The organism is Luteibacter sp. 329MFSha (genome assembly GCF_900111665.1).
Classification (GTDB): domain Bacteria; phylum Pseudomonadota; class Gammaproteobacteria; order Xanthomonadales; family Rhodanobacteraceae; genus Luteibacter.
This window is the reverse complement of record NZ_FOJE01000002.1, coordinates 440,356-452,220: the sequence shown is the minus strand read 5'-3', so window position 1 is coordinate 452,220 and position 11,865 is coordinate 440,356. Positions and strand designations below refer to the sequence as shown.

The window sequence follows — 11,865 nt, the reverse complement described above, 5'->3', positions numbered from 1 at the left end:
AATGCGTGCAGGGTGTTTAGCCGGAGCGGCCCCGTGCGTCAAATCGAAAGGTGACGACCGCCCGTTGGAGCGGACCTGGCCGCGACCGCTTTTCGCGAGGCGTCGCAGGCCCTGTCGCTTCCGGCGAAGAGCGGTCGCGGCCAGGTCCGCTCCCACTGATCGCGCTCACGTGCCCAGGATGGTGCGGACCTCGATGAGCTCCGGGAAGAAGCTCTGCTCCAGCGCCTTGCGCAGGAAGGCCACGCCGGACGAGCCGCCGGTGCCGGGGCGGAAGCCGATGATGCGCTCCACCGTCTTCATGTGGCGGAAGCGCCAGAGCTGGAACGCTTCCTCGATGTCCACGAGCTCCTCGCTGAGATGGTACTCAGGCCAGAAGTTCGCGGTGTCCTCGTAGATGCGCTTGAAGACGGGCAGGAGCGACGGCTGGCTGCGCCACGGCTGGGTCAGGTCGCGGGCCAGCAGTTCGGCGGGCACGGGATGGCCGCGGCGGGCGAGGTAGCGCAGGTATTCGTCGTACAGGCCCGGGGCCTCGAACACGGCCCGGAGCCGCTCGTGCGCCACGGGATCATGCTCGAACACGCGCAGCATGTCGGCGTGCTTGTTGCCGAGCAGGAACTCGACCATGCGGTACTGCAACGATTGGAATCCGGACGAAGGCCCCAGGACGTCGCGGAACTGCAGGTATTCGGCAGGGGTGAGGGTCTCCAGCACGCCCCACTGCTCGTAGAGCTGCCGCTGGATCTGCTTCACCCTCGCAAGAACTTTCAGCGTGCCGTCGACATCGTCGCGGCGCAGGCGCGCCAGCGCGGCGTCCAGCTCGTGGATCATCAGCTTCAGCCACAGCTCCGAGGTCTGGTGCTGCACGATGAAGAGCATCTCGTCGTGGTGCGCCGGCTCGCTGCGGGGGTGCTGCGCGGTGAGCACCTGGTCGAGCTTCAGGTATTCGCCATAGGTGAGGCGCCCGTCGAGATCGGTGCGGATACCGGGTTCGAGGTCGCGCTGCGGGTTGGCCATGGGCATCTTCACATCGGGGGTTGACGGGGTCGCAGGGCGCGCCACGCCGCCATTTCGGCCGCCTGCGCAGGGTCGATCGTGCTGCGCCGTACCTTGCCGGGCCATAATACCCCTGATATCTAGTCCGGCTCGCAAGAACCCAAAAGCTAGTCGCGCCCCGCTGGATGGGCCCGGCCGCTTCCCCACTCGTGCGTGTCGTTTCTAACCTTCCCCTGGGAGCGAGTCGTGTCCATCGCCGCCAAGTTCGAAATCGAATACCTGCAATACCTTGACCAGGACGGCAAGGAAACCGGTAAGGAACTCCCCGAATTCGCCAAGGACCTCGACCACATGGTCGAGCTCTACAAGCTCATGGTGTCCACCCGCGTGTTCGACGCCAAGTCGATCGCGCTGCAGCGCACCGGCAAGCTGGGCACCTACGCCTCGTGCCTCGGCCACGAAGCCGCGCACGTGGGCATCGGCAGCGCCATGCGCCGCGAGGATTCCCTCGCCGTATCGTATCGCGAGTACGGCGCGCAGCTGTATCGCGGCGTGAAGCCGCGCGAGGTCTACACCTACTGGGGCGGCGACGAGCGCGGCAACGATTTCGCCGACGCGCCCGCCCACGACTTCGCCTGGTGCGTGCCCATCGGCACCCAGTGCCTGCACGCCGCCGGCTCGGCGCTGGCGTTCAAGATCCGCAACGAACCGCGCGTCGCGGTCTGCACGATCGGTGACGGCGGCTCGTCGAAGGGCGACTTCTACGGCGCCATCAACGTCGCCGGCGCGCAGCAGCTGCCGCTGGTGGCGGTGATCGTGAACAACCAGTGGGCGATCTCCGTGCCCCGCCGCATCCAGAGCGGTTCCGGCACGCTGGCCCAGAAGGGCATCGCGGCCGGCCTGTACTGCGTCCAGGTGGACGGCAACGACATCATCGCCGTGCGCAAGGCGATGGAAGACGCGCTCGAGCGCGCGCGCTCGGGTCAGGGCGGCAGCGTGATCGAAGCGGTGACCTACCGCCTCGGCGACCACACCACGGCCGACGACGCGCGCCGTTATCGCGGCGAGCAGGAAGTGAAGGACGCGTGGGAACGCGACCCGGTGCCGCGCCTGCGCAAGTGGCTCGAAGCCAAGGGCAAGTGGGACGACGCGAAGGAAGAGGCCTGGAAGGCCGAGTGCGACGACTGGATGGACAACGAGGTCAACGCGTACCTGGAGACGAAGAACCAGCCGGCGACGGCGATGTTCGACTACCTGTACGCCGAACTCCCGGCCGACCTCGAAAAGCAGCGCGAGCTCGTTGCTTCCCTCGATCGCAAGTAAGGATCCCTTCCCATGGCACAAATCACTCTCATCGAAGCGGTGACCCAGGCGCTCGCCTACGAGATGCGCAACGACGACAGCGTCGTGGTGCTCGGCGAGGACGTCGGCGTCAACGGCGGCGTGTTCCGCGCCACGCAGGGCCTGCAGGAACAGTTCGGCGACATGCGCGTCATCGACACGCCGCTGGACGAAGGCACCATCGCCGGCCTCACGGTCGGCCTCGCCGCGCAGGGCATGAAGCCCGTCGCGGAAGCGCAGTTCGAAGGCTTCATCTACCCGATGATGGAGCACATCGCCTGCCACGCCGCCCGCATGCGCAACCGCACGCGCGGCCGCATCACCGTGCCCGCCGTGTGGCGCGCGCCCTGGGGTGGCGGCATCCGCGCGCCGGAGCACCACTCCGAGGCGAACGAGCACCTGTTCACCAACATCCCGGGCCTGCGCGTCGTGATGCCTTCGTCGCCGGCGCGGGCGTACGGCCTGCTGCTCGCCGCGATCCGTGACCCGGATCCCGTGATCTTCTTCGAGCCGAAGCGCATCTATCGCCAGTACAAGGAAGAAGTGCCGGACGACGGCGAGGCGCTGCCGCTCGACGTCTGCTTCGTGCTGCGCGACGGCACCGACGTGACGCTCGTGACCTGGGGCGCGCAGGTGAAGGAATGCCTCGAGGCCGCCGACGAGCTCGCGCAGAAGGGCATCAGCGCCGAAGTCATCGACGTCGCGACGCTGACCCCGCTCGACTTCGACACGATCGCCGAATCGGTCACGAAGACCGGCCGCTGCGTCATCGTGCACGAAGCCCCGAAGACCGCCGGCTTCGGCGCCGAGATCGCCGCGCGCCTGTCCGAGGAGTGCCTCTACAGCCTGCTCGCGCCGGTCGAGCGCGTCACCGGCTTCGATACCCACATCCCGCTGTTCCGCCTGGAGATGAAGTACCTCCCCAGCGTCGAACGCATCGTCGAAGCCGCCGAGCGCACGCTCGCCGCCTCCTGAGGAACCGATACCCATGGCCGACATCAAGACCTTTTTCCTGCCGGACCTCGGCGAAGGCCTGCCCGACGCGACCGTCGTCGAGTGGCACGTCAAGGAAGGCGACACCATCAAGCTCGACGCCCCGCTGGTGTCGATGGAAACCGCGAAGGCCGTCGTCGACGTGCCGTCGCCCTACTCCGGCACCGTGAAGAAGCTGCACGGCGCCGCCGGCGACATCATCGAGACCGGCGCGCCACTGGCCGAGTTCGAGATCGACCCGAACGCCCGCCAGCGCGCCGAGGCCGAATCCACCGGCCACCACCATGGCCCGAAGAAGGGCGTCGGCAGCCCGGCGGCCGACGATAGCCACAAGGTCGTCGCGTCCGACGACGGTGGCGAGATCGAGTCCGGCGGCGAGCGCGAAGACGAAGGCACCGTGGTCGGCGCCATGGTCAGCGGCAACGCCGTGCACACCGAGCAGGTGTCCAGCGCCGGCGGCGTCAAGGCCGTGCCGGCCGTGCGCGCCGCCGCGAAGAAGCTCAAGGTCGACCTGACCCGCGTGCAGCCCACGGGCGCCGGCGGCGTCATCACCATGGCCGACGTCAAGGCCGCCGCGGCCAACGGCAGCGCCGCCCTGGGCGCCGCGCCGGTCCGTTCGGCCGCCGCGCAGCACCTCGCGCCGACACTGCCCGAGCCGGGCCCGGCACCGACGCGCACGCCCGTGTCGCTCGCCGGCAAGGCCGTCCGCACCGCGCCCCCGGGCAAGGACGCGATGGGTCAGCCGGAACAGCTCAAGGGCGTTCGCCGCAACATGGCGCGCGTCATGGCCGATGCGCACGCGCAGGTCGTCCCGACCACGCTCGTCGACGACGCCGACCTGCACGCCTGGATCGGCAAGCAGGACATCACCGCCCGCCTGATCCGCGCGATCGTGGTCGCCTGCAAGACGGTGCCGGCGCTCAACGCCTGGTTCGACGGCAAGACGCTGACCCGCACCCTGCACCCGCACGTGGACGTCGGCATCGCCGTGGATACCGAGGACGGCCTGTTCGTGCCGGCCCTGCGCAACGCCGACGTGCTCGACGGCGCGGGCGTCCGCGCCGCGATCAAGCGCCTGCGCACCTCCGTCGAGGATCGCAGCATCCCGGCGTCGGAGCTCTCCGGCTACACGATCAGCTTGTCCAACTTCGGCATGTTCGCCGGCCGCTACGCCACGCCGGTCGTCGTGCCGCCGACGGTCGCCATCGTCGGTGCCGGCAAGCTCAGCCACGACGTCGTCGCCGTGATGGGCGGCATCGAAGTGCACCGCCGCATGCCGCTGTCGCTGACCTTCGACCACCGCGCCGCCACGGGCGGGGAAGCCGCGCGCTTCCTGAAGGCGATGCTCGACGATCTGGGCCTGCCGCAGTAAGACGCGGCGACGCCGCCCTGCCCTCATTCGCGCGCAGGGCGCGCTCCTACAACGCCGCACTGTAGGAGCGCGCCCTGCGCGCGACATGTTTTGAGGCCGCGAGTCACAAGTCCCGATGGAGGTTACGCAAGGGCCGGCGACGCTGCCACCGCTCGCGCGGTATCCTTCCCGCCATGCTCAACAACGACACCCTCCGTAGCGTCCGCTACATGCTCGACCTCGGCGACGTCCACGTCGTCGAGATCATGAAGCTCTCCGGCTTTCCCGCCACGCGCGAACAGGTCGAACCCTGGTTGCGCAAGGAAGACGAGCCGGGCTTCGTCGAGATGCCCGACGCCGCCATGGCGCATTTCCTCGATGGCCTCATCGTCCATCGTCGCGGCCGCGACGAAAGCCAGCCGCCGCGCCCGGTCGAAACCCGCGTCAACAACAACGTGGTGCTGAAGAAGCTGCGCGTGGCGTTCGAGCTGAAGGAAGACGACATCCTCGCGATCATGGGCGAGGCCGGCTTCCGCGTGTCGAAGGGGGAGATCAACGCCCTCTTCCGGCAGCCGAAGCACAGCAATTTCCGCCTCTGCGGCGACCAGTTCCTGCGCAATTTCCTGAAGGGCCTGACGCTGCGCCTGCGCGGCGCCTGAGCGTCACGCGGTCTCCGCGCGGCCGCTGCTAGCGTCGGTGTTCCGTGTCACGGAGGCATCGACCATGCACCGCAGCAGGCTCTGCAACCTCGTCATCGACTGCCAGGGCACCGACCTGGCCGCGGCCACGACTTTCTGGAGCCGCGCGCTCGGTAAGCCGGTGGAAAATCCCGACGAAGATGGCGATGGACGGTACGCGTCGCTGGAGACGGCACCGGACGAGCTGAAGATCCTCATCCAGTGCGTCGATCATCCCAGTCGCGTGCATCTGGACATCGAAACGGACGACCTCGACGCCGAAGCCGCGCGACTGGAGGCGCTGGGGGCGAAGCGGATCGGCTTCGTGAAGCGCTGGTGGGTGATGGAGGCGCCGACGGGCCATCGCTTCTGCATCGTGCGCAGGCAGACCGAGGACTTCGGGCCGCATACGAATCGGTGGGACTAAGGCGACCTGCGATCGCCGATGCGATCGGCTCCCACCCTCCGGTAGTGACCTCGCTACCGAGGGGCCTGGAGATCGCCGATGCGATCGGCTTCCTCCCTCCGGTATTGACCTCGCTACCGAGGGGCCTGGAGATCGCCGATGCGATCGGCTCCCACCCTCCGGTAGTGACCTCGCTACCGAGGGGCCTGAGATCGCCGATGCGATCGGCTTCCTCCCTCCGGTATTGACCTCGCTACCGAGGGGCCTGGAGATCGCCGATGCGATCGGCTCCCACCCTCCGGTAGTGACCTTGCTACCGAGGGGCCTGCGATCGCCGATGCGAACGGCTCCCACCCTCGGGTCGTGAGCTCGCTACCAAAGGGTGGGAGCCGATCGTATCGGCGATTCCTACGAAGCCTTACGCTTCCACACCATCTGCCGGACGATCAGCGCGACAAGCAGCACGGCGAGGAAGGCGCCGTAGCCGTAAAGAGCGGGTACGACCTGCTGCCAGATCGCTCCGCTCTTCGGCCCAAATTCGTCGGCGGCCGGCAGCTCGACGGCGTCGTAAGCCACCACTGCCGACTGGATCGCCGCGACCGTCGCCGCGAGCAGCGCGAGCACGTCGAACGAGCGACGCGTGACGTTCCGCGGCAGCGATTTCGGGTAGGCCCAGTAGGCCCAGCCCAGCACGATCAACCACGGCGCCAGCAGCATGATCGCGAGGTAGCGCATGTCAGGCTTTCCGCTTCGCCGCCGCTTCTTCCGCCGTCGCGGCGGCGAGTGCGTCGAGGGCGGCACGCACGCGCTGCACGTGCGCCGCACGGGCGCCCTCGTCGGCAGGCAACGCACCCGAAGCGACCGCATTACCGTCGATCGACAGGACGACCGCGTCGCCCTGCGCCTCGATGGCGGCGTTCGCGCCGCCCAGCGTGCCGAGCGTCTGGCGCACCGCGCCGGCCGCCTTCGGGTCGACGAACGCGCTGGACAGCAGCAGTTCCTCGCCATCGCCGCCGAACAGGCGGAAACGGAAGCTGCCGTCGGTATCGCGGAAGCTGGCGATGCGCGGCGGCTTCGCCTTCGCTATCGAGGGAGCCGCCGCGGGAGCCGCGGCCGCCTTCAACGCGGAGCTCGATCGGCGCAGACCGACGGCCTCCCGCAGCGTCTCGACCAGGGGGCCGGCGATCGCGCGCGCCTTCGCGGCACCGGCGAGGAGGATGTCCTCCATGTCGTCCGGCTTCGCCATCAGAGCTTCATACCGCTCGCGCATCGGGCCGATGTCGGCCTCCACGCGCTCGAACAGGGCCTGCTTCGCGTCGCCCCAGCCGAGGCCACCATGCAACGCCTCAGCGAACGCGGCCGTTTCCGCCGGCGACGCGAACGCCTTGAAGATGGTGAACAGCGAGGAGTCGTCCGTCTCTTTCGGCTCGCCCGGGAGGCGCGAATCGGTCACGATCTTCATGATCGCCTCGCGCATGCCCTTCGCGCCGCCCTCGAAGAGCGGAATCGTGTTGTCGTAGCTCTTCGACATCTTGCGACCATCGAGGCCCGGCAGCGTCGCCACCTGCTCCTCGATGTGCGCTTCGGGCATGACGAAGAAGTCACGACCGTAGGTGTGGTTGAAGCGCTGCGCGATGTCGCGCGCCATTTCGATGTGCTGGATCTGGTCGCGTCCGACGGGCACCTTGTTCGCGTTGAACGCGAGGATGTCGGCCGCCATCAGCACGGGGTACATGTACAGGCCCGCGGTGACGCCCGCATCGGCGTCTTCCTGGTTCTCGATGTTGCGATCCACCGCCGCCTTGTACGCGTGCGCGCGGTTGAGCAGGCCCTTGGCCGTGACGCACGTCAGCAGCCACATGAGCTCGGTCACCTCGGGGATGTCCGACTGGCGGTAGAAGGTGGCCGTGTTCGGGTCGAGGCCCGCGGCCAGCCAGGTGGCGGCGATCTTGAGGCGGGAGGCCTCCACGCGATCGGCGTCGTCGCTCTTGATCAGGGCGTGGTAGTCGGCCATGAAGTAGAACGCGTCGACGTTCGGATCCTTGCTGGCAAGGACCGCCGGCCGGACGGCACCGACGTAGTTGCCGAGATGCGGCGTGCCGGTCGTGGTGATGCCGGTGAGAACGCGGGTGTGCATGGGAAGCCTTCGAACCTGACGACGGAAACCGTCCAAGTCTAGCCCGCGGGGAGCGGCCTGTGGGAGCGGCCGCGGCCGCGACATCCCGTCGCTGTGGGAGCGAACCTGGCCGCGATGGCGTGTCGCTGTGGGAGCGGACCTGGCCGCGACGGCGTGTCGCCGTGGGAGCGGACCTGGCCGCGACGGCGTGTCGCTGTGGGAGCGGACCTGGCCGCGACGGCGTGTCGCTGTGGGAGCGGACCTGGCCGCGACAGTTTTTCGCGAGGAGCGACAGGGCCTGTGACGCCCCGCGAAAGGCCGTCGCGGCCAGGTCCGCTCCCACAATGCTTCGATCAAGGCATCAGGAAGCCGTCGCGGCCGGGGCCGCCCCCACAATGCTTCGCTCAGCGCATCAGGGTCGACTTGCCGAACAGCGACTCGACGAGGTCGACCGCCAGCTTGGCCGTCTGGTTGCGCTTGTCGAAGGCCGGATTCAGCTCGACGATGTCGAGCGAGCCGACGCGGCCCGTATCCGCGATCATCTCCATCACCAGCTGCGCCTCGCGGTAGTTCGGCCCGCCGCGCACCGTGGTGCCGACACCGGGGGCGATCGACGGATCGAGGAAGTCGACGTCGAAGCTCACGTGCAGGTGGGTGTCCTCGTCGACCCCGGCCAGCGCCTCTTCCATCGCCGCCTTGATGCCGATCTCGTCGATGTAGCGCATGTCGTAGATGTCGAGCCCGACCTCGTGCACGAAGCGCTTCTCGCCCTCATCCACCGATCGGATGCCGACCTGCCGGAATACATCGGGCGACGTGGCGGGCACCGTGCCACCGATGCGCGTGAGCACATCCGGGCCATGGCCGCAAAGGCACGCCACCGGCATGCCGTGGATGTTGCCGGACGGGGTGATCGCACTGGTGTTGAAGTCGGCGTGCGCGTCGAGCCAGAGCACGCGCAGCTTCTTCCCCGTCTCGCGACAGTGGCGCGCGACCGCCGAAATCGAACCGATCGCCAGGCAGTGGTCACCGCCCAGGAGGATCGGCAGCCTGCCCTCGCGAAGTTCGCCGTAGATCGCGTCGTGCAGCGCCGTGTTCCACGCCACGACGGCGTCGAGGTGGCGATAGCCGTCGACCGGGGGCTGCCACGGATTCAGTGGCCCGGCCAAATTGCCGCGATCGACGACGTGCATGCCGCGCTTCGCGAGGCGCTCGGCGAGCCGGGCGACGCGAAGCGCCTCCGGCCCCATCGAGCTGCCGCGATGGCCGGCGCCGATATCGGTGGGGGCGCCCACGAGGGCGACGGAACGGGTGAGAGGACTCATGGAGGGGACGGCTCGGTGATAACTCCCGAAGTCTACACCCGCCCATGAAACAGCCACGTTGCAGCGCGGCAGTCCATCCGTCGCCTAGCGCGCCACATCCAGCCGATCACGCGCAGCGCGTCGCCCTGCCATCGTCGTCTTCCGCGAGGACGCGAAAAACGGGCACCATGGGCAAACACTTTCCGCAAAGCGCCGAAAATGATCCGACTCGACGACGTGCAGCTCTTCGTCCAGACCGCCGACGCGGGCAGCTTCTCGGCGGCCGCCCGGCTCGCCGACAGCACGCCGGCCATGGTCAGCAACGCCGTGCAGCGGCTCGAGCGCGAACTCGGCACGCGGCTCTTCGTGCGCTCGACCCGCAGCATGCGACTGTCCGACGACGGCGAGCGTTATCTGCCGCATGCGCGGGCGATGCTCGACGCGCTGGCGGGTGGCTCGCGCACGCTGGCCGAGAGTCGCGGCGAGATCGCCGGCCCGTTGCGGCTGTCCGTGCCGTCCGATCTCGGACGCAACGTACTACTGCCGTGGTTCGACGCGTTCCAGGCCGAGCACCCGGCCATCTGCCTGCAATTGCGCATCAGCGATCGCTCGGCGGACCTGCACCGCCACCCCATCGACGCGGCGATCCGCTACGGCACGCTCGACGATTCGGGCCTCGTCGCGCAGCCGCTCGTCCCGGACAATCGACGCGTGCTCTGCGCGTCGCCCGATTACCTCGCGAAGCACGGCACGCCGACCCATCCCGACGATCTCGGCGAACACAATTGCCTGTGCTTCGTCTGGGGCGACATCGTCTACGACCGCTGGACGTTCGACCTGCGAGGCGGCCCTCGTACGGTGAAGGTGTCGGGCGACCGCATCAGCGACGACGCCGAAGTCACGCGCCGCTGGGGCGTCGCGGGGAAAGGGATCGTCTACAAGTCGATGATCGATGTCGCCGACGATCTCGCCGCCGGCCGGCTCGTCGACCTGCTCCCCGACCAGGGCGAACGCTCGCCTCTGAATCTCGTCAGCGCGCACCGCTCACAGCTGACGCCGGCGGTGCAGCGGTTGCGGGATTTTCTGCGGCAAAGGTTGAGCGCCATCGCAGCAAGTTGATCGTGCGCGTCCGTCCGGTCTGGCGTTACCCGGTCGAAAAACTTCGATGCGGATTCGGTCCGAACGGCGTACCCCACTGGGGTACATGGAATCGTATGCAAACCGACGCTTTGCGCGAGGCCGCGGTCGAGGTCGACAATCGATCGCGCGCGGCGAACCGACCGCGAGGCACACATCTCATGGAGGAGACCAGACATGTCCAGGATCAGCACCGCAGGAACCAAGTCCTTCGTCGGCGAGTACCTGACGATTCCGCTCGACATCGTGCCCTGGTTCGAAAGCAGCAACGGCGAGATTAATTACGCACTCGACATCCGCACGATTCCCAAGCCGTGGGAGCCGATCGTCTGCACTGTCCGGGGCATCGTGACCGACCCATCCACCTTCGATATCGAGGTGGGCCTCTTCGGTTTCGGGGTCGATTTCCAGTACGACCCGGATGTTTCGTCGATCGACGTGGAACTGCCCTGGGGCTACCTGGGTCTGGTACCCGAAGGCCAGTCGCAACTCACCTTCTTCTCGGTGCGACTGCGAAACCGCTATACCGGGATCGCCGTCCAATACGATCACCACAGATGCTATCTCATCAACGGAGACATTCCGCTTGTGGATCGTTCATCAGCTACCGGCCGGCTGCTCGAGGGCCTTCGGACCGATCGTGAACGGGTGAGGCATCCCCGCCGCGAAGGGCGACACGCGGGTGCGGGGCGCCGGTCGACCCCGCAGCGACGGACACGCCCCGTGCGTGGTGCCCCCCGCATCGGCGAGGCCGGTGGCGGAGGCTTCTTCTTCGGTATCACGTCGGAAAATGGCGTGCTCTACAAGAATTACGTGGCACCACGCCAGTACGAGATGGCCGGCGCGATCTGCGACGACATCGACGAGATGGATCCCAATCATCCACTTCGGAAGATCTTGCATCGCACGGATAGCCGGGCGAACACCGAAGCCCTCCAACCTTACAGCACGATCGCGAAGGCCATCTGTGGCCTCACGATCGACGGCTTCAGCGACTGGGGCATCCCGGCGCTGGACGTCGGTGAACTTCTCTACCGAAATCTGAACTCGGGCGAGCGCTGGATAGAACACGCCTACGACAAGGCGGACGGCGACAACGCGTCGAGTGTTCCGCAGGGCTTCCCGTACGCGCCGCACCAGCCGCCGATAACCGAGGCCGACGCATTCAGGCATTTCGGCCCACAGGCCTTTCACTGGGCCATGTACTGCTGGCTGAGCAATCCCGCAGTGCCCGACGCGGAGCAACTTATGGGAGTCACGACCGCGTTCGGCGGATCGCCACGCTACTTGCTCAATACGTGGATGAGACTGAGCGTAAGGCCGGTCCGGCGCGAGCGGCTCATCGTGCCGCCATGGGCTACATGGTGAACCGCCACGACGGGCCAGCGGTCGATGGAGAGAAAGGGCTCGCCAAGGCGGGGAGCCCTTACTTCATACGATCGACGTCGCACGATGGATGGTGCCGACACCCGGATTCGAACTGGGGACCTACCGCTTACAAGGCGGTTGCTCTACCAACTGAGCTATGCCGGCGAAGGCGGGGATTC

At 67.6% G+C, this 11,865-nt stretch carries 11 protein-coding genes and 1 tRNA gene; 7 read left to right on the top strand and 5 right to left on the bottom strand.

What is annotated here, in order from left to right; translation table 11 throughout:
• Positions 1-165: 165 nt before the first annotated feature.
• Entirely contained in the window at positions 166-1,020 is an 855-nt protein-coding gene (locus BMW54_RS13315; RefSeq protein WP_175472864.1) for a tryptophan 2,3-dioxygenase, read from the bottom strand.
• Between the two features lie 219 nt (positions 1,021-1,239).
• Between BMW54_RS13315 and pdhA the strand changes: the two genes are divergently transcribed.
• The 5 genes from pdhA to BMW54_RS13290 all read left to right on the top strand — a co-directional run bounded on the left by pdhA (position 1,240) and on the right by BMW54_RS13290 (position 5,782).
• Complete coding sequence (pdhA, locus tag BMW54_RS13310; protein ID WP_090056769.1) at positions 1,240-2,316, top strand: pyruvate dehydrogenase (acetyl-transferring) E1 component subunit alpha; 1,077 nt, start codon at positions 1,240-1,242, stop codon at positions 2,314-2,316.
• Between the two features lie 12 nt (positions 2,317-2,328).
• Positions 2,329-3,309 carry an alpha-ketoacid dehydrogenase subunit beta gene (locus BMW54_RS13305; RefSeq protein WP_090056766.1) on the top strand — a complete coding sequence of 327 codons (981 nt, stop codon included), beginning with the start codon at positions 2,329-2,331 and terminating at the stop codon, positions 3,307-3,309.
• A 13-nt stretch (positions 3,310-3,322) separates the two neighbouring features.
• A complete protein-coding gene (locus tag BMW54_RS13300) occupies positions 3,323-4,699 on the top strand; it encodes a dihydrolipoamide acetyltransferase family protein (protein WP_090056763.1) in 1,377 nt (458 codons plus the stop codon).
• 173 nt (positions 4,700-4,872) lie between these two features.
• Positions 4,873-5,337: a YehS family protein gene (locus BMW54_RS13295; protein ID WP_090056761.1), complete on the top strand. Its 465-nt coding sequence runs from the start codon at positions 4,873-4,875 to the stop codon at positions 5,335-5,337.
• A 64-nt stretch (positions 5,338-5,401) separates the two neighbouring features.
• On the top strand, positions 5,402-5,782 hold the full coding sequence (locus BMW54_RS13290) for a VOC family protein (protein WP_090056759.1): 381 nt from the start codon (positions 5,402-5,404) through the stop codon (positions 5,780-5,782).
• Positions 5,783-6,169: 387 nt separating this feature from the next.
• Here the strand turns inward: BMW54_RS13290 and BMW54_RS13285 are convergent, their stop codons facing one another.
• The 3 genes from BMW54_RS13285 to rocF form a co-directional block, all read right to left on the bottom strand.
• Positions 6,170-6,496 (bottom strand): hypothetical protein, encoded by a 327-nt coding sequence (locus BMW54_RS13285; protein ID WP_090056756.1) that lies wholly within the window; start codon positions 6,494-6,496, stop codon positions 6,170-6,172.
• A 1-nt stretch (position 6,497) separates the two neighbouring features.
• Positions 6,498-7,982 (bottom strand): tryptophan--tRNA ligase, encoded by a 1,485-nt coding sequence (locus BMW54_RS13280; protein ID WP_343124119.1) that lies wholly within the window; start codon positions 7,980-7,982, stop codon positions 6,498-6,500.
• A gap of 299 nt (positions 7,983-8,281) precedes the next feature.
• Positions 8,282-9,202 (bottom strand): arginase, encoded by a 921-nt coding sequence (gene rocF, locus BMW54_RS13275; protein WP_090056751.1) that lies wholly within the window; start codon positions 9,200-9,202, stop codon positions 8,282-8,284.
• A gap of 198 nt (positions 9,203-9,400) precedes the next feature.
• On the opposite strand from rocF, the gene BMW54_RS13270 reads away from it, so the two are divergent.
• Together BMW54_RS13270 and BMW54_RS13265 are read left to right on the top strand one after the other, a co-directional pair.
• Positions 9,401-10,300, top strand: a complete 900-nt coding sequence (locus BMW54_RS13270) for a LysR family transcriptional regulator (protein ID WP_090056748.1) — start codon at positions 9,401-9,403, stop codon at positions 10,298-10,300.
• A 195-nt stretch (positions 10,301-10,495) separates the two neighbouring features.
• Entirely contained in the window at positions 10,496-11,686 is a 1,191-nt protein-coding gene (locus BMW54_RS13265) for a hypothetical protein (RefSeq protein WP_090056747.1), read from the top strand.
• Positions 11,687-11,775: 89 nt separating this feature from the next.
• On the opposite strand, the gene BMW54_RS13260 is transcribed toward BMW54_RS13265, so the two are convergent.
• Positions 11,776-11,851 (bottom strand) — tRNA-Thr (locus BMW54_RS13260).
• Positions 11,852-11,865: the final 14 nt, after the last annotated feature.